We start from the raw sequence: 17,940 nt of genomic DNA, 5'->3' as shown, positions 1-17,940 counted from the left end.
GGGACACCTACCTCGTCTTCGAGTTCCGTGATGATCTCTCTGGCAAGATCGTACTTCGTGCGGTCGTCGTCATCATCGTAGAGCCGGAAGGCGAGCGGGTAGGCGGTCTTTTCGTCAGCGTAGAAGGCGTAGACGAGATTCTGTCCCCAAACAGTCTCGCCCTCGGCGTGATCGTAGAATCTGCCGACACCGGGAAGTTCCTTCCCGGTTTTGTGGTTCACCGAGTCATCGAGGATGATGTAGCCATCCTGTGACCAGCGCGTTTCACCGTGTTTCTGCAACTCTTCGAGGCGTTCGTGGTTTACCTGATCCTCGTCCCAATCGTACTCGGTGAGGAACTTGTTGACTGCTCGTTTGCCCTGTGCGGGAATGACCTCGCGTGCGATCCCAGCCACGGTCTTGTTGCTGGCGGCAACAAGACCTGTGGTGTAGGTTTTCGCGTGATGCTGTTGCTCGGGCGACAGTGACTCGAACTCGTCGATTGGCTCCGTACACGACAGAAGATCTGTGATTGGCAGCATCGTCCGCTACCCTCGCCTACAACGCGGCGCTACTTAACGTGCAAAGCTGAGAAATGGTCAAGGAGGTGGGCGAGTTCGTCCGCGCACTCCTGTGGGGTCCACGCGGTTCGCTCAGCAGGTGCGCGCTCGGCCGGGTTGGTGAAATAGACGGTTGTCTCGGGGATGTATGGGACTGGTTCGGGACGGCGAGGTTCGACCGGCAGCGTACCGCGGTCGTGGTCACTGTAGGGTTTGTCGTCGCCGACGGTTCGCCCGAGTTCGATACGAGCCGAGACGGGGAAGACGGTTCGCGGGAGGGTTTCAAGGACGGTGATCGGGTCGTGCTCGGCCAGGAGGACGACGCGCTCGCGCGTGGCAGTCGTGCTGGCGTCTCGATCGTGGTCACGGTTGGACGGAGGGTCTGAGCTCATGCTATCAGTAGTCGTTCGTATTCATCGAGTGGGCCACTCTGGGCTGGCATCACTTGGAGTCGAGAGGCGAGGGCCACGTCCGTTTGGCGCATCGAGCATCTGACGAATAAATCTTTCCAGCGGCAATCTGATCTGTCTTCATTCGATGGGAGAACCCCACTTCGAGGTCGTAGGCCGAGGGCGGGCGTAAATCGCGTAAGCCTCGTCGCGGATGGTCGTCATTTGGTAATATGGTTGGCATGGGTTTCGCGTATCGGTCGAGAGGCCCGCTACCGCTGGCTCTGAAGTGCGACAACTGGCTGTTTCTCAGATACCGTTCTCGGGCGCTTGGTGAGGTCTGTGGTGAGTTCTATGACACGCTGGACTACGAGGGATAGATCACCTCATTTTTGAGGTTTTGTTAGAGGAAATATAAACGTGATCTCAGAGACACATCTCCCTCGTTGTCACTGACTTCGCTAAAGAAAGGATAAGATATAGTGGGTCGGCGACGTGTTCGAGATCGGTGAGAAACTGATCGACCGTGTCTCTGGACGGCGGTCGATCGAAGCCGCAGCCAAGCCAGGCGAACGTGGCGATTCTACTCTTCGAGATCGAGTTCGTCGCGGAGATGCTCGACGGGATAGACGTCGGTTAGACCCGCAGTGTCGATCGTGACTCCACTGAGTGGTGTCTCGTCACTATATGTGTTTTCGACACGTGGGTTGCCGTCTTTGGGATCGTTAAGCGCGGCGAGGATTTCGTGACCCTCCGAGCGGCTCATCACGACCCAGATTGCTTCCTCACAGCCGGTGGCAGCCATCTTATCGAAGTCAGCCGGGGCGGCCGACCGTCTGTCCTGATTGCTGCGTTCGGCCTCGATGGCGACAACGATCTCGCCGTCGGCATCGAGCCCGACGAGATCGAGGCGGCGTCCATCGTTAGTACCGTAGTACGGCCGTGTCTCGACGGCTGATTTATCATCATTGTTAACATGCTCCGCTTCGAGATATCGGCGTGCGACCTCGACGGCGAAAATATGCTGGCTCGATTCGGTCAGATCACCGACGCCATCGCCGTGATCGAGCCCCGCACGATGAGTCTCATTGATCACATTGCGGCCGTCGGCGGTCACCGAATACAGGAGATGGGGTTGGATGTCTCGGTTCAGGAGATCACTATTAGTGAGCTCTTTGACCGCCTCATTGTCGATGTCAAGATATTCTTTCAACCGCATCATGCTATCACGAATGAGATCGAACTCGAGGGTATCGTGATGTCCCTGCTGCGCATCATGAACCACCTGAAGAAAACACAGCTGGCGGTCAGTCAGTGCTGCGGCGGCACGTTCCTCGGCCGTGAGTTTGAGATTGATCTCACAGACCGGCACGTCATCGCGATCGACCGCGTCGAGGTCGTGACAGCAGTTGATTGCACGCTTCATGCCATCAATATTTGGATCGTGACAGCTCTGACAGCTCTCACATTTAATCGCATGCCGCTTTTCATCGTATTCAACACAGTCGGGCAGTCGTTGCGTGAGTCCCAGCGCACTGTCGACGCGCTGGAGTTCTTCGCCGTCTTGGATGCCCCTCTCGGCAGGGTGTGGCTCGTCGAGGCTCACGGCCACCTCACGGGCACGTTCGATTGTTGCTGGATACCCGTTTTCATATGTCTGCAATTCCGCTTCCGTCGCCAGCCGATCACCATCCGGATGACCGGGTGGCAGCGACTGCGAGTGGACGATAAACATCTCCGGATCGCTATTTTTATAGGGTGATCGGAGTTTCACGAGCCACTCGCCGTCATTGAGGGCCCCCAGTCGATTAGCGATTTTCTGTGGGCTCTCCTCGTCGGTTGCGAGCCGTTCGGACAGTCGTTTGTCATTCTCAACGCTGCTAGTTATAATAGATCCAACGTTATTGTACGCTTCCTTCGCAACGTCCTTTTCTGTCTCATCGGATTCAAACTGTTCTGGATACTGCGTCAAAAGTATCAGAGAACAGTTAAATTCACGCCCTTCGGCCAACATCTTGCCGAGCATATCGGAAGTCGCAACCGTCGACGCTTCGTCGAGATAGATGTTAACGAGCGGCTGCTCGGTGTTTAGTTTGCTCTCACGTTTGCGTCGTTTGAGTGCTCTCCACAACATTGACAGAATCACGAGCGTCATCGTGGACTGGGATTTGTCACGTACTGCTCCGGTGTCGATGATGATGACGGCGTCTTTATCAAAATATTGCCTGAAATCAAACGCGTCATCACGATCATCCGGCGAATGACTGAGCATTCGACTAAGCCTGTCGTCGAGTACAATTTTGTTTAGACGTGTGAACACACCTGTGAGAACGTTTTCGATTCCGTCCGACGAATCCTCAAGGATATTGTCAAATATTCCCTCGGTGGCTTCGTCACTGGTTGCGGGTGCGGTCTGATTTTTCGCCAATCGATCGGCAGCCTTGACCAACTGTTGATGCGTGAACGATTCGTCACCATGAATCCGATCGAAGAGTGCTTTGATCAGTGCGCGGATAATATTCGGTGAGCTCGCGGCGCGGCCGTAGTTGCCACCTTCCATTATCTGTCGAAGAATATCGGTATACTGATCGACAATGTTGTCGATGGCCGTCGTTCGAGAGATTCCTGCATCAAGTGCCGGCCGGATGTCAAAAAAGGAAAACGCGGGTAGAATATCTGCACAGTCAAAGTAATACACATCATCGAGGTCACCAAACTGGATGGAATGGGCGAGTAGATACTGATCGATAGCTTCGCCACCTTTCGGATCGATGAGGACATCGAGACCTTCGGTCGCTGCATGATTATCGAGAAACCCACTGATACCAAGCATTGATTTCCCACTCCCAACGGTACCACTGATGAGCGTATTCTTGGTTTGGGTCTCCGGCGGCACTGCAACCCGCGTGTCAAGTGCAACGCCGTCCTGTGTTACCGGGTGTCCCAGCGTCAGTCCCAAATCCCGATATATTGCGAGTCGACCGTCAGGTGGGAGCGGCAACACGGTCTTCTCGCCGGGCGTCATATCGAGGGCACGATTGCCTTCGGCGGTTACGGTTTCTCCACCGATCAAGCAGAGATATGGCGCTTCTTCTGCATCGACGACGATGCCCGGACTCCTGTTTTTCGCCCAGGGTGCTAGTGTCGTTATTCGATCGGTGTCCGGGGGATGTACACTGCGGTCACACAGGTTTTCATACAAGCCGGTTGCTTCTTCGTACGTTGGCGGACCAATGGTTGTCGATAAGAAGCGATCGGGATTATCATCAACCACCACTCGTCCCTCGATGGCGTAGGATTTGCTGCCGATCGAACCGAACGCCGACGCAAGCTCCTTGGCGACGCGATGGCCCTCCTTGGTGTTGGACGGTGCCGTGACCACTGCTGCCCGAACGGTGGCCGAAAATGAACGATGCGCATCACGCATCTCGATCGCGTCATGTCGTCGTTTTTCGGCTGTGGTCATCTCGTGGTCGATATTGGGATCGGTCGAGATACTCCCGATCGTTCGCGACAAAAATCCGTCGCGACCCCGCTTCAACTGCCCCTGTCGCCGATCGGCCAGCTTCGTCCAGTCGGTCATCGGTTCGAGAAGTGTCTGATAGATAACCGTCTCGGATGTAGAAGCCATTGTCTCGAGAACGCCGGCGAGTGGCAGATCACTGTATCCACCATCGACGGATTCACTCTCTGGATGGGTTGTTGTCTCTGTGTCCAGTCCCACCTGCCAGTCTCTCCGGCGTTTGGCTTTCGCGTTATACGTGACACCGGTGATTCGACGTCGATTCTGTTCAAGAACCGGTCCATCACCGATCTTACTCCTCTCCAGATCCGCAACTTCGCTGAGTGACAGCGACTCTTTTCTGATCTCATATGTATCTGGGTAGATACCTCGAAGTGCTCGTTTGAGTGTGTCGAGACGGCCGTTTTTAACTCCGAAATAATACTCAATGTTCGTTTGAGCACCGTCTCTCGAAACGAGCAGACACTCGATCACTGCGGATGTTGATCCATCCGACAGTTCTTCGAACAACGACGACTCTTCTGATACTGTCAGCTCGTGCAGGTGTCGAAATTGACTTTCGACAGCCGATTTATCAAGCCCATCTTCACTGGGATAGATCCTCAGATACTCCCGTGTCTGGTTGTCGTCTGTGCTGGCACCGATAGCAGTTCCGTCACTACTGTCTTTCGTTTCTGTCATCTGTTTTGGGGATCGTTGTTTTGATTGCGAGCATTATCAACCTACACTATTCAATTATTGTATTCAACTATATATCTTTGGTTATAACTTAGAGTAATATAAGAATTTGAATTTATAGTCGTTTCTATAGGTGGTAATATAATTGGTTGCGATCAATAAATCCTCCAGTGATACTTTCACGTCGAATGCTTCTGGGGCTGATTCGGTGGAACAGGTGACAGCTCTCTTCTGCACATCCAACGGTGTTCGCAACGGTTGTCGGTCCTATTCCTGTTCCAACGAATGAATATGGCTCCACCATGACCACGGATCAGTCTCACCGATGAGGGGTGGTGCAGAACTGTCTTCAGAGCCTGACTTGGCCACTCTCAGTTTGCATGCCCAGTATCAAGAGCGAAAAATTTTCGAGGTTATCTCTGCTCGCTTTGTAGTGGAATTCTGTCGCACGGAAAAATCAAATCCGGTAGTTTCGGGTGTGCGACGACTTCTGTACCACAGGCGTCATTCGATCAACAGTAACAGCGAGAACTCGTCTGCCCCACAATCGGGACACTCTGTATTCCCCATCCTCTGTGCACCACGTTTCGACATACTAATAGTTGTCATTCGACCACAGTTGTCGCATTTGCCAGTGGTCTTGTTCTGACTCGCTGTAGTTGTCATGGATACTTGTACTCAGTTCTGTGTTGTAATCGTTCCGGTTGTCATGTTTGGACAATGGATGCTACCTCATGATGAACTTGCTCGAAAATATCACTATAGCAGAAGTAGTTATAAAATATTGAATTTATGCTTTCTTTTTCGATAGTGGTCGAACGGCTGGTCCATGCGCTTCCCGACACGCGCTAGCTGCAGTCATCGAGCGATTGCTGTTGGTCTGCTCTGCCGGCAGGGTGGGCACCGACCTCGACGCTGTGGCTGGTATGGGTCGATCCGTCTGTGGACTGGCGATCGTCACTACTGTCGGCGATCGCGCTGGCTGCGCCGCAGCCGTAGTGGGACTCGAAGAAGCCACGCCACCGGCTCAGTCGCGGCAATGTTACGAATACTTCGTCGATATCGACTTGCCCTGCGAACAGCTCGTATTTGGGATCGAGACCGAGATTGAGTGTGGTCTCGTACAGTATGTCGTCCCACCGAGATGGGCGAGCGAGCGTGCTCTCGTCGCCGTCGACGGTGCGTGGTGCATCGACGCCGGCGAGCGGCGACCACCACGGAATGAGCCACGCCTGCCATTTTCTGTGCCCGCCGTTGCCCGTGGGTGCGACGATTCCGAGGGCGGCCAGTTCGTTGATATTGCGGTCGTACGACGCCGTGGAGATGTCTGCGCGTTCGATGATCGTCGACCGTCCGAGCGGGTCGTCGGCAACGAGCAGTGTCTTGAGGACCGTCTGCATCGTCGGTGGCAGCGTGGGCATGAGTCGCTCGGCGGGCAGCTGTGTGAGGCCGTACGCGACGTCTGTGGGCGACAGTGTTGCCGTCGGCGTCCGCGCACGTGCGATCGCGAGTAGGGCTTCGGCGAATGCATACGGCGAACAGCGCCCCGGCTCCGTTCCGAGCGTTGCCGTCGCGAGGCGAATAATCTCGCGTCGGTCGGCGGGGTCGAGGATGAATCCCTTCCGATCCGCTTGCTGGTCGAGCACCCCTCGGAGGGCGGCGTAGCTGTTGCCCTCGACGACGGGGATCTCGAAGCCGACACCGTGTCTGGTGCCCTCTTGGATGGCGTCGCGAACGTCGCTTGCGTTCGTTGCGATGGCCGCCTCGATATCCTCGCGGAACGTGGTCGCGGTCGGCCCGGAGATCACCCACGAGGCGGTGAGTTCGGCCGTGGGGTCGTCGTCGAACGCGTAGCTCAGACGGTGTTTGAGCTTGTCGACGCGCTGTTCGTAGAGCAAGCGATAAGCCGAATGGACACCGTAGGCGGCGTTTTTCGGCACGGTATGTTTGAAGAAATCACAGAACTCTCGATACCGCTGTGTACCCGCTTGGAGCGTGGCGGTATCAGGGACGCGGATGTGGATCGTGAGATCGATATCGCTGGCGTGGTAGAGCTGGGTCGCCGACGCGAGCAGTCCGTGGGCGTCTCGACAGAGTGTACTCCAGGCGTCGCTATCGTCGCGATCGAGGGACGCCAGCTCTGTGAGGAGCCGGCGACGGACCGCGCTGAACCGTTCGCGTAGACCCTCGTAGTCGTGTTCGTCCTCACTGAACCAGCCGACCTGCGCGCCGAGGCGAAGAATGTCGTCGATTGCACTGTCGAGTGTGCCATCGTATAGCGCGTCGAGATCGTCGCCGACGGTGGCTGGCGTCAGTACCGTCTCGAACATCTGCTCGCTCAGTAAGGCATTCGTGATCCGTACCAGGGTGGGCAGGGCCCCTCCCCACTGGACGACGACCTGGGCGTGATCGTCGAAACAGCTGATATAGCTCACCTCGCCGTCGTCGAACGGCTGGGTCGGGTCGTCGACGACCGTGACGCCCGCACAGCGCCGTCCGGCACGCAGCCGTTCGTGCATCGCCCACGCGTCGAGCCGATCGTCGGGCCCGTCGAGCCACTGGACGTAGCCGTCGTCGGCGGTGCCGGTGTCTGCGAGCCACTCTTCGGCGGTGGGTACGCTCTCAGGGATCGTGGATGCCGACGACGAGTGGGTAGACGGGGCCGTGTCGCCGGTGTGGTCGGCGGTGGTGCTGTCGTCGGTCGGGGTGGGGGACCCCTCGTCGCGGTCGGCACGACACACTACACTTGTTGAGTCGTGATGGGTGCGCGTACGATCGCTCGTGAACCGGGATTGTTCGGGATGGTGGGGGCGTCCGTCAGGCCCGAGCAGCGCTGTGGCGGCTGCACCGGTTTCGGTGAGCGTGACGTGGTTTGACGTTGGTCGGCTGTCGATCGCGACGAGCCCGTGCTCGTCGGCGAGTTCGCGGACGTACCGATCGATCGTCCCGTCTGCAAGGGCGAGTTCCGGGTCGGCTTTGAGTTCGTGGACTGTCCGATCGCTGTCGGGCGACAGCGCTTCGAGGATCGTGAGTCGGCCACCGTCGGGATCGAACTGAGAGATCGTTGCCCACGCTTCGGTGCGTGTCCGTTCGCTCGTCTCGCCGGGGACTGTCTGGCCCCACCCATCCCGTGAGCGAGTAAGATCGAGGTGGTCGTCACACCACTCGGGGTGGTGGCGATCGAGATGTTCTCTGAGGCGTGGCGAACAGACGAGGCGCAGGTCACAGACCTCGCTGAATAGTGCGATCGTATCGAGTGCACGGGCGGCGGTGCGCTCGTCGACGACGGCCGTCCATGCCGGCCCGTCGAGGACAAGTGTGATCGTGGGCTGGGGACGGGCTTGTTGGAGAAGCGGGACGATCGTTTCCTCCACCATGTCGAGCCCGGAGTTTAGGGCGTCCCGGCTGGTGCCGATAGTGGTAAGGTCGTCTTTGAGCGCGTCGTGTTTCTCTCGCTCGCGCTCGTCGAGCCTGTCGGGATCGTGGTCAGCATAGCGCAGCGTGTATCGCGTGATCGCTTCAGGGTAGGTGCTACGCCATGTCCCGATGTCGTAGCGCTGGTGGAGTGCTTCACGGGCGAACAGTCGTGGGCGCTCGTCGAGCAAAATTTGCGGGTCGTAGTCGTGTGCGAGCTCGCGCACCGTCCGGACGGCCGTCAGGAGCAGTACTTCTTCGAGCTCAGGCAGCCATTCGCTGGCCCGCGGTCCCACGTCGTGAACGGTGGGCGCTGCTGATGAGCGGTGGCTGGTCCTGCCGGGCGCGACGAGCGAGACGCCCACCGGTTAGTGGCCGTCGTCGGGACCGCTGTAATCGAGCACGGCTGCGGGGCCCTCGTCGGCAGTGAAGACGAGGCGATGGCTCTGAGTCGCGGCGTCGCCCCGCAGTGTCAGTCGGCCGGCGACGACGATCTCGGCAGCGCCCGTGGTGGGCGTGGTGATCGTGCCGTGATCAGGGAGACAGCGCGAACAGTGGATCGCGGCGGTGGTCCATCGTGTTTCGTCGGTGAAGCGATGGGCACGGAGTGCGACGGTGCTCCCCTCGCCAATCGAGCACTGACAGGACGCACACTGTGCGAACGACCCGGTGCCGACCGCGGTGCCCGACAGTGCTTGCTGTGGGGTGGTCGAGATGGTCGTGACGACGTGGTCGGCGTCGCGGGCCGTCATCGCAGACACCCCGACAGCGTCGTGCCCGTCGTCGCTTCGTGGACGAGCGTGCCCGTGCGCCCACAGCACTGGCATTTGTAGGCCTCGAACGCACTACTGTCGTCGTAGGACTGGCTCGTGATCGTGAGCTCAAGAGCACCGCATTGGCAGCGAAGGACCGTCATCTGAATCGCCCCTGTGAATCGCGCGCTCTCGACTGAGCATGGAGGGATTTGTGCTCCTTATCGTCCATGACGTCGAGATTCCACTCGGCATTGAGCCACGGAATCGGTCGCTTGTGGTGGATGTGCCTGTCCGCGACCGTATCGAAGCCGAACCACGCGACAGCTGCAAGACGATGGACGCTCACGGTGAACTGATCGTCGTCCACCTTCACACTCCACGCTTCGTAGCCATTTTTCCGGGTGCGATAGTGTGCTGGGTGTCGTTTCTGATAGTTGCCGGCGACAGTTCGTTTGTCGCGGCGCGGAATCCCGAACCGTATCATGTTCTTCCGCACCGGCTGGTACGTGCAGCCGAGCTTGTCGGCGACCCGTCTCAATGACAGGCCACGCTCCCAGTACAGCTCGCGGAGTAGTGCTTCGTCTTCCCACGGTTTCGTCATTGCTGTCTCCTCCCGACGAGTGACGGCTGGATCGTCCGTTCGTCGTCTGGAGTCGTATCGATGCGTCGGTCGCTGCCGCTGGATTCAATAGCGGCGGGTTCCCATTTCGTCATGCTTCCTCGCTCGGAAGCGCGGGGTCAGCGTCCTAGCGCTGGTCCCGGAAATTCTCCGAGCGGCCCCGCGCTCCACGTCTAGTGCATCTGGTCCAGAAACAATAAACCTATTGGTTGTAGGTTATGGCCATTAGACCGTAGGTTTTTATCATTGGTGACCAATAACCACTTGACCATGAGCGTAGCAACACAGCGCATGGACGCCGAAGATCTTCGAGAAGTTGATTGGCGTATTATCGACACCCTTCGAGATGGAAGAAACAATGCGCCAAATATTGCTGAAGAATTGGATTACTCACGTCAATACATCCGCGAACGATTAGGGCAACTCAAACAAGCCGATATCATTGTCTCCATTGGAAGTGGTATTTATGAACTTGATCCCCAAGAAATACCGAGTGAAAGTTAACCCCTCAATCGTCAATATGCAGTACCCTTTTAGCCTCCTGTCCGTGTAAATAATGGAAATGATACTTGTAACTGGTGGTGCAGGCTTCATTGGTGGTCATCTTGCCGAAAAATTCGTCCGTAACGGCCATACGGTCACCGTGCTCGACAATCTCGATCCGTTCTACGATCTAGACATCAAACGACACAACATCGAGTGTGCCCGCGAAGCCGCCCAGAACGGTCCGGGAAGCTACGAATTCGTTGAGGGCGACATTCGCAATGACGATCTCGTGAACGAACTCGTCGACGATGCCACGTTCGTCTTTCATCAGGCTGCACAGGCCGGCGTTCGGGTCAGTGTCGATAACCCCCGAGAAGTTACCGACATCAACGTTGGGGGAACCCTGAACGTGCTCGACGCAGCGCGCGATTCAACTGTCGAGCGCGTCGTCTTTGCGAGCTCGTCGTCGGTCTACGGCAAACCACGCTATCTCCCCTACGATGAGGATCACCCGACGACACCGGTGAGTCCCTACGGCGTCTCGAAACTCGCTGCCGAGAACTACGTCCGAGTGTACGGCGACCTCTACGACATTCCGACTGTTGCGCTCCGATATTTCACTGTCTACGGTCCTCGCATGCGTCCGAACATGGCCATCTCTAATTTCGTCTCGCGGTGTATGAACGACGAATCGCCGGTGATCTATGGCGACGGCAGCCAGACCCGCGATTTCACCTATATCGACGATATCGTTCGTGCGAACACGAAATTGCTCGATACTGACGTCGCGGATGGCGAGGTGTTGAACATCGGCAGTACTGACAACGTCTCCATCGCGACGCTTGCGGAGGTCATTCGAGACGCGATCAATCCTGAGATTGTCATCGAACACAGCGAGCGCCGAACCGGCGACGCAGAGCACACTCATGCCAACGTGACAAAAGCAGGCAATATGTTGGACTACGAGCCGTCACAGGACATCCGTAGTGGCGTTCAGAGATTCATCGCGTGGTATCGAGAAAATCGCGAATGGTATGAGTGTCTTGTTCGATCTTCCTGATGTCCTGTTGAACGCAAGACAGCGACAGAGTTGGGTCGGCAAATTTCTGTTTCGTAGCGTAAAATGCACAAATCTAGTTAATAAATCGCTTTATTGTAGACTATCTCTGCTTTGGTAGCGACTGAATCCCAGTCGTATGTTGCCGCACGCTTTTTTGGATCCATTACCGGACGCTCACCAGCGAGCGCCTGCTTGAGTGCTTCGGTAAGTTGCGACTGTTCGGGTCGGACTAATACGCCTGCATTGCTGAGGACTTCACTCGCGGCGGATTCCGGATGTTCGGCGGCGATCACGGTACAGTCGGCGGCCATTGCCTCGGCACAGGTGATTCCGAAGCCCTCGCGGGTCGACGGTGAGGCGAACACGCGTGCTGCACGCATGTGTCCGAGAACGCGATCATATTCGTCTAAAAACCCCAGAAAGCTGATTCGATCCGCATGATTCAGTCGTCGAGCTTGCCGCTGGAGCCGGGTGGCTTCGGGTCCGTCACCGATGATTCCGAGCGTCGCATCGGTCTGATCGGCTACCGCATCGAACGCATCGAGCAGTAGCGCGACGTTTTTGTCTTCGATCAATCGGCCGGCGAACAGGACATCGTAGGAATCGTGGCCGTGACTCTCGGGCAGCGGTGCCGACTGGATACGATCAACATCGATCCCGTTCGGAACCACGTCGATCGACTCTCGCGAGGGACCGATCCCGGCGAGTCGGTCAGCGGTGATCCCCGAGACGGCGATCGGTTGCTGGGGGAGGCGGGCGGTGACGTACTCGATCACCTTGCCGAAGGGAGCTGCGCCGCCGAGATACGATTCCCAGTAATCGCGCCAGACCTCGTGCCACGTCGTCACCAACGGCGTGTCGGTGCCAAGTGTCGCAAGCTTCGAAGCGAGCACCGGAAAGTACGGGAAGACGGAGGCGACGACGAGATCGTGATCGTCCGCGGCGAGCCGTCGGTGGAGTGGGCGGGCAAGCCGGGCAGCGAAGTCGATCGCCTCGGTGATCGAGCGCCGGTCGTCGGTGTAGAGGCCGGCCGCGGGCGCGACCGCACGGAGGGTGAGGCCCTCGTGGGTGATTTCGCCGGGACCGTCCCAGAACTGGCGACCGTAGACGGTAATATCGTGGCCGTCGGCAGCGAGTCGAGTACCGATCTCGTGGATGCGCTTTTGCGCTCCGCCTTTGACGAACGGATGCACGACATTCGAGACGAACGCGATTCTCACGCCGCGGTATCTACTGCACGCAGGCAACCTTCTTTCGATCGGCTCCGACCATATATGACGTTAGAGCCTATAGATGCTCCTACGATCCCGTCCTACTGTGAATCCACACCTTCGGATGGATTGATCCAATGAACGCTACTCAGTTGACCGCCTTGTTGCATTGTACCGGATCGCCACCATATTCCGCGTAAAGCACTCATGTGCTCTGTATTCTCTTATCCCTGTGGACGTAGCCAACTCACTCAACGCCTGTGAAACAAAGACACTAAGACGTTCTCAAGAGTTCATTTGGCAATGAACGAGTGGGAGCACGTAATTCTGTTGTCGGCCGATGCGCTGCGTGCAGACCATCTTTCGTGTTATGGCTACCGCCGGGACACCTCGCCCGTACTTGACGACCTCGCGGCGGAGTCGCTTCGATTCACCCGCGCCTACAGCGCGAGTTCACACACGCGCGAGGCGGTACCGGCGCTGCTTACCGGGGAGTATCCGGACGTCGCCGTCAGCGAGAACTATCGGCTCGCCACCGAGACAGTCGCGACGACGCTTTCCGAGCGAGGCTTTGCGACTGGCGGCTTTCACTCGAACCCGTTCGTCTCCCGTGCCTACGGCTTCGACCGTGGATTCGATACGTTCGACGACGACCTCCACCTTGGCCAGCACCGGCTCGTAGCGCTTGCTCAGCGGGCGCTCGACAAACTGCGCAATCGCCACTACGCCCGCGCCACGGAGATCAACGAGCGCTCGCTCGACTGGATCGATTCGCTTGCGGAGGGCCAGCCGTTCTTCCTCTGGAACCACTACATGGACACCCACGGCCCGTACGAACCACCTGCCGAGTACGCCCGAACGTACCTCGGTCGGCCGATGTCCGATAAGGACGCCCAGTCGCTCTACCAGCGGGCAATAGCGGATCCGGACTTGATCACCGACGACGAGCGCGAGCGGTTGATCGACCTCTACGACGCCGAGATCCGATACAACGATGCACAGATCGGGGCCTTTCTCGATGCCCTCCGCGAGCGCGACCTGTTGGAGCGCTCGCTAGTGATCGTGACAGCCGACCACGGCGATGCCTTCGGCGAACACGGTTACTACGAACATCCACGCCATCTCCACGAGGAGCTGACGCACGTGCCGCTGTTGGTGCGACCGCCCGGCGGAGCCGATGCGGTGGTATCGACGCCGGTGAGCACGCTTGACATCGTGGCGACGATCGAGGACGAACTGGGTGTGGAACTATCGTCGGAGCGGGAGTCGTTGCTCGATCCACCCGCTGACGAGCGGTCGGTGTTCCAGCAGGCACGTGGGGAGAACGACGATGCTCATCTTCGGCGGTACGCTGTCCGGTCAGGGAAGGGGAGGTGCTTCTGCGAGCGAGACCACCGGACTGATGCGGTCGAGTTCGCCGGTGCGAGCGAGCGCTCGCTTCGTAGTGAACTCGATTCGCACGTCGAGCGCCGGATGCGACGCGAGAACGGGGCACCGAGCGAAGCAGAGGGCACGACCGACGACGAGATCGAACGGCGGTTGAGTGCGCTGGGGTACAAGGAATAATGCATCTCCTCGTCCTCGCCGAAGCGTTCTACCCCGAAACGAGCGGCGGCGCACACGTCCGCTGGCGATTCTGCCAACTGGCGGTCGAACGCGGACACGACGTTACGGTTTTCACACCTCACGAAGATGGGCTTGCCAAATCTGAGACCGTCGATGGCGTCGAAATTCGCCGACCATTTTCGGTGAAACCCGACTCGGTTCCGGTCTACTCCCCGCTCGCGGTCGTGACTCGCATCACCGCATCCGTGCTGCTCTTTGTCTATCTGTGCTGGTGGCTCCGCGACCGAGACGTGGACGGGTTGCATTCGGCCTCGCATCTGACTCACTGGGTCGGCAAGGCGCTGTCGGTGCTCTACGACCTGCCACTCGTCTCGTTCATCGGATACACCCCATCGGTCGAGGTCGATCCATCACTCTCGCCGCAACTGTTCCTCGAACGGGTAAATTTCCGTTTTTTCATGGGTGAAACCGTGTTCTGTCAGACACCGGGCGTAAAGGCGATCATCGAACGGTACACCGACGGGACTGTTGCGGTGCTTCACGGAATCCTCAATCAGAAGCGAATTACCGATGCCGTGTCGACGGCGGACCGGGACCAGCAACGCGCCGATCTCGGTGTCGGCGAGGAGGAAACGCTACTCGTTTATGTTGGCCGTCTCGTGCCTGTCAAAAATCCGATCGGCGCAGTCGAGGTGCTTTCGGAGCTTTCGTCGGAGTACGCGCTCGCCATCGTCGGCGATGGTGACGAGCGAGAGGCTGTCGAGCAAGCGGTACGTGAGTATGGTGTCGAGAACAGAGTGCAGATTTGCGGAGCGTTACCGCATGAGGAGGCACTTGCAACAATTTCAGCCGCGGACGCACTCGTACTCCCCTCCCATACTGAATCATATCCGACAGTTGTCTTCGAAGCTCTGACGCTCAATACAGCAGTATTCGTAACACCAGTGGGAATTGTACCAACTATTGATCATCCGCGGCTGCATGTCGACTCTCTCGACGAGTTCCCACGACTCATCACCGAAACGCGAATCGAATCGTCCGATGGTCTCGATACCGGGACACTGGAGCGCTTTTCGATGGAGCGGTACACGAACGGACTCCTCGATGCGTTCGAGAGGCTGCATCGAAATGAGAAACACAGCCGAGGGAGTCTTTCTTGAGAGTGGATGTTTGTTGGCCGCTACCGACGGCTCAACTGACAACGCCACTGAGGTACTCAACGTGAGGCCGCTGTCTTCCCAACCGCGAACTTGCAGACGGCCTTCAACATGCCCTATCGAACCGTACCACTGCTGAACGCTGGACGACAAACGTACACGAACTCGCTGAGAGCGAATACTCTTGAAGAGGGGGCCGCCGAACGAACAAACCAGATCTACCAACGCATCGGGTAGAGTTCATTAAACGGGCACGGTGAGAGCACTCACCCCATGTAACCGAGGTCCGCGAGCCGGTCTTCAACGCTGGAGGAGGCTTCATTGGAGCGTCCATCAACGTACTCATGGCTGATTCCGTCCCAGTTCTCGCGTTCGATTTGCTCCTCTATATCGAGAAGAACCTCACCATCGGTGTTCGTATCCACAGGGATGCCGAGCGCCGCTGCGACGGTCGGCGCGACATCGTGGATTTCTGCCTGCTTGCCGGCGTCGAGTGGTCGGTTCGAGAGAAGAATTCCCTCTGGTTTGTGATTCTTGTGGGGATAGCGTCGGAACGTGTCGAGAATCGATCCGCTGACGTCGTATCGATAGTCGCGCGGGAACAGAGCGATGTCCGGCGCATCTTCCAGATGCTCGCCTTCGTACACCTCTTCCCGAGGGCGTACTGCATCGAAGACCAACTCCCCGTCCGGGTCACGGACACGTTCGAGTTTCTCGACGAGTTCCGCTCGTACCTCCTCGTAGTCCGCCTCCGGTATCGTCCCTGCGGGGTCGCGGCCCTCGACGTTCAGGTGGATGCCGAGGCTGTTGAAGTAGAGCTGGAACGCTGCCGAGTTCGAGTAGTCGACGACTTGATTCTGTGCGGCGACGAGAGCATCCTCGGGAAGCAGTCGCTCAACGATAGCCGCGAGCCCGACAGTAGAGAGTCCACGATGGATTCGTTGGGGCGAAAGCCCTGCTGTGGTGGCGGCCGAGGCAGCAGTCTCGACGGCCGTTTCGAGAAGGCTACGTTCGTCCTTCGATTCCTCGTCTTTTCCCTTCAGTTCGTCTTTTGCTTGCCGGAAGTATTGTGTGTCTCCTGTTGTCGTCTCACAGTAGCCGTGATTGGCCAGCCACGAGTTCGCGTAGAACGTCCAGTCGTAATCACCCATGCCGTGATCAGATGCGAGCAGAACGGTTGGGTCTCCACCACCCAAATCGATAATGTCGCCAACGAACTCATCGACTTTTTCAAGGACTCGACGGATTTCATCGCGGTCATCGAGGTCGTGGAACACAGAGTCGGTGACTTGGAACTGGACGGCCAGCAGGTCCCAATCGTAGCGCTCGTCGAGAAAGCGAGCCATATCCCGACGACAGCGCGCGACGTCGACGTATTCCGCTACCGCGTCGTCGTTCGTTCCGTACTCGGGATAGATTCGATACTCGCCGTACTCGTTCTCGTACTCGACTCGCAAGTGCTCGGGGTAGAAGGGAGCGTCTTCACGAGCGAGATAGCCAGGTATCACCGCACCGTTGTCGAGTTGGGAGGCCGGATGCGTCACCGGATAGTTGACCACGAGTGATGTGCGGCCGTAGCCGTCCGCCGCCTCGAACAAATACGGCGCATCGACATCGGGTCGCTTGATGAGACGTTTGTCGTACCTGTCTTGGGTGAAGAAATCGAAGACGCCGTGCTTACCGGGGTTTCGGCCGCTGAGAAGTGATGGCCAAGCGCAGGGCGTCCATGGCGGGTGGGTGCTGGCGAGGTCTCGCGCACTTCCCGTGCTTTTGATTCGACTCATATTCGACAAGGTCCCATCACTAATCCATGAATCGATCTCCGACCAATCGAGCCCGTCTAAGCCGATGAGAAGAGTACGCTCGTCAGCCATATTGTACCACCTTATCCGCAATACTCAAAGTCTTTCGGTGTGGGTGATAACCTAACATAGAATGTTGGTCTTGACCCAAACCATTATCATTCACAAAGGATTCACAAGTCATTGTTCACTGTAGTATACGCCAAAGATTTCGTCGGCGTTATCTACCCGACGAGCAGCTAGGTGAAGTGAAACTTGACCAGGACGATGTCACACGGATCTGTCAGCGAGTTGGTGATCGCGATATGGACACCGCCCTGGTCGCCGAACAATTTGAGACGCTCTTGTGTAGCGTAGCGGAACCGAGTCACGGAGATTACGGCATCCCGCCGACAGCAGTCGTACATGACCAATGAACGCGCTGCTCTNTTGAGCAACTCGTTGACCTCGGAGCAATAGAGTTTCGGCCGGAGCCGCTCGACGCCATCGTCGAGCGGCGACTCAAAGCCATCTGGACCACCCGTACCTGCCCGAACTGTGACGCCGACGCCCTCCACGCTCTCGATGGTTCGGCCCGTATCTGGTGTGGCCGCTGTGACTGGAAAACCACCTACACCCGCGGCACACCCTTCTATGACTCGGAACTCGCCCCCGGCGAGTTCCTCGTCGCCTTCGTCCTTTACGCTGATTCCCTCCTCAGCATCAACCAAATCGCACCGCTGCTTGACCGCGCCTACAAAA

Annotated in this window: 13 protein-coding genes and 1 pseudogene; 5 read left to right on the top strand and 9 right to left on the bottom strand. The window is 57.7% G+C overall.

Features of this window, described 5'->3' with window-relative positions; genetic code table 11:
* From C448_RS09540 to C448_RS09515, 7 genes are all read right to left on the bottom strand, one after another.
* The coding region (locus C448_RS09540) for an IS701 family transposase (RefSeq protein WP_004054167.1) at positions 1 to 521 on the bottom strand (521 nt) is incomplete at its 3' end.
* Between the two features lie 29 nt (positions 522 to 550).
* A complete protein-coding gene (locus tag C448_RS15575) occupies positions 551 to 931 on the bottom strand; it encodes a hypothetical protein (protein WP_193363127.1) in 381 nt (126 codons plus the stop codon).
* Between the two features lie 580 nt (positions 932 to 1,511).
* A complete protein-coding gene (locus C448_RS16800; RefSeq protein ID WP_239640566.1) occupies positions 1,512 to 5,132 on the bottom strand; it encodes a type IV secretory system conjugative DNA transfer family protein in 3,621 nt (1,206 codons plus the stop codon).
* 845 nt (positions 5,133 to 5,977) lie between these two features.
* The gene (locus tag C448_RS09525) at positions 5,978 to 8,839 is read right to left on the bottom strand and encodes a plasmid replication protein RepH (RefSeq protein ID WP_152415560.1); all 2,862 of its coding nucleotides are present in this window, start codon (positions 8,837 to 8,839) and stop codon (positions 5,978 to 5,980) included.
* A 72-nt stretch (positions 8,840 to 8,911) separates the two neighbouring features.
* Positions 8,912 to 9,295, bottom strand: a complete 384-nt coding sequence (locus tag C448_RS09520) for a hypothetical protein (RefSeq protein ID WP_004054156.1) — start codon at positions 9,293 to 9,295, stop codon at positions 8,912 to 8,914.
* The gene (locus tag C448_RS16295) at positions 9,292 to 9,459 is read right to left on the bottom strand and encodes a hypothetical protein (RefSeq protein ID WP_169316348.1); all 168 of its coding nucleotides are present in this window, start codon (positions 9,457 to 9,459) and stop codon (positions 9,292 to 9,294) included. Before C448_RS16295 ends, C448_RS09520 begins: the two co-directional genes overlap by 4 nt.
* The gene (locus C448_RS09515) at positions 9,456 to 9,899 is read right to left on the bottom strand and encodes a hypothetical protein (RefSeq protein WP_004054155.1); all 444 of its coding nucleotides are present in this window, start codon (positions 9,897 to 9,899) and stop codon (positions 9,456 to 9,458) included. Before C448_RS09515 ends, C448_RS16295 begins: the two co-directional genes overlap by 4 nt.
* A 288-nt stretch (positions 9,900 to 10,187) precedes the next feature.
* Between C448_RS09515 and C448_RS15570 the strand changes: the two genes are divergently transcribed.
* Together C448_RS15570 and C448_RS09510 are read left to right on the top strand one after the other, a co-directional pair.
* Positions 10,188 to 10,421 carry a winged helix-turn-helix transcriptional regulator gene (locus C448_RS15570; protein WP_204365472.1) on the top strand — a complete coding sequence of 78 codons (234 nt, stop codon included), beginning with the start codon at positions 10,188 to 10,190 and terminating at the stop codon, positions 10,419 to 10,421.
* A gap of 58 nt (positions 10,422 to 10,479) precedes the next feature.
* Positions 10,480 to 11,463, top strand: coding sequence for an NAD-dependent epimerase/dehydratase family protein (locus tag C448_RS09510; RefSeq protein ID WP_049916223.1), 984 nt, complete (start codon positions 10,480 to 10,482; stop codon positions 11,461 to 11,463).
* 77 nt (positions 11,464 to 11,540) lie between these two features.
* Here the strand turns inward: C448_RS09510 and C448_RS09505 are convergent, their stop codons facing one another.
* Positions 11,541 to 12,683, bottom strand: a complete 1,143-nt coding sequence (locus tag C448_RS09505) for a glycosyltransferase family 4 protein (protein WP_004054152.1) — start codon at positions 12,681 to 12,683, stop codon at positions 11,541 to 11,543.
* Positions 12,684 to 12,977: 294 nt separating this feature from the next.
* Between C448_RS09505 and C448_RS09500 the strand changes: the two genes are divergently transcribed.
* Complete coding sequence (locus C448_RS09500) at positions 12,978 to 14,240, top strand: sulfatase (RefSeq protein WP_004054151.1); 1,263 nt, start codon at positions 12,978 to 12,980, stop codon at positions 14,238 to 14,240.
* Between the two features lie 182 nt (positions 14,241 to 14,422).
* Positions 14,423 to 15,400, top strand: coding sequence for a glycosyltransferase (locus tag C448_RS09495; RefSeq protein ID WP_239640565.1), 978 nt, complete (start codon positions 14,423 to 14,425; stop codon positions 15,398 to 15,400).
* 263 nt (positions 15,401 to 15,663) lie between these two features.
* On the opposite strand, the gene C448_RS09490 is transcribed toward C448_RS09495, so the two are convergent.
* Entirely contained in the window at positions 15,664 to 17,271 is a 1,608-nt protein-coding gene (locus C448_RS09490) for an alkaline phosphatase family protein (protein WP_080503187.1), read from the bottom strand.
* Between the two features lie 383 nt (positions 17,272 to 17,654).
* On the opposite strand from C448_RS09490, the pseudogene C448_RS15565 reads away from it, so the two are divergent.
* Positions 17,655 to 17,940: pseudogene (locus tag C448_RS15565) on the top strand (IS1595 family transposase); the annotation flags it as partial.

Source organism: Halococcus morrhuae DSM 1307, assembly GCF_000336695.1.
GTDB lineage: Archaea > Halobacteriota > Halobacteria > Halobacteriales > Halococcaceae > Halococcus > Halococcus morrhuae.
Note: the sequence above shows the minus strand (reverse complement) of the source record. Positions and strands in the feature narration are given on the sequence as shown.

Bases quoted from the DNA above. Each gene is read 5' to 3' on its own strand.
- C448_RS15575 (WP_193363127.1), bottom strand. From the start codon at position 931: ATGAGCTCAGACCCTCCGTCCAACCGTGACCACGATCGAGACGCCAGC.
- C448_RS16800 (WP_239640566.1), bottom strand. From the start codon at position 5,132: ATGACAGAAACGAAAGACAGTAGTGACGGAACTGCTATCGGTGCCAGC.
- C448_RS09520 (WP_004054156.1), bottom strand. From the start codon at position 9,295: ATGACGGCCCGCGACGCCGACCACGTCGTCACGACCATCTCGACCACC.
- C448_RS16295 (WP_169316348.1), bottom strand. From the start codon at position 9,459: ATGACGGTCCTTCGCTGCCAATGCGGTGCTCTTGAGCTCACGATCACG.
- C448_RS09515 (WP_004054155.1), bottom strand. From the start codon at position 9,899: ATGACGAAACCGTGGGAAGACGAAGCACTACTCCGCGAGCTGTACTGG.
- C448_RS15570 (WP_204365472.1), top strand. From the start codon at position 10,188: ATGAGCGTAGCAACACAGCGCATGGACGCCGAAGATCTTCGAGAAGTT.
- C448_RS09510 (WP_049916223.1), top strand. From the start codon at position 10,480: ATGATACTTGTAACTGGTGGTGCAGGCTTCATTGGTGGTCATCTTGCC.
- C448_RS09500 (WP_004054151.1), top strand. From the start codon at position 12,978: ATGAACGAGTGGGAGCACGTAATTCTGTTGTCGGCCGATGCGCTGCGT.
- C448_RS09490 (WP_080503187.1), bottom strand. From the start codon at position 17,271: ATGGCTGACGAGCGTACTCTTCTCATCGGCTTAGACGGGCTCGATTGG.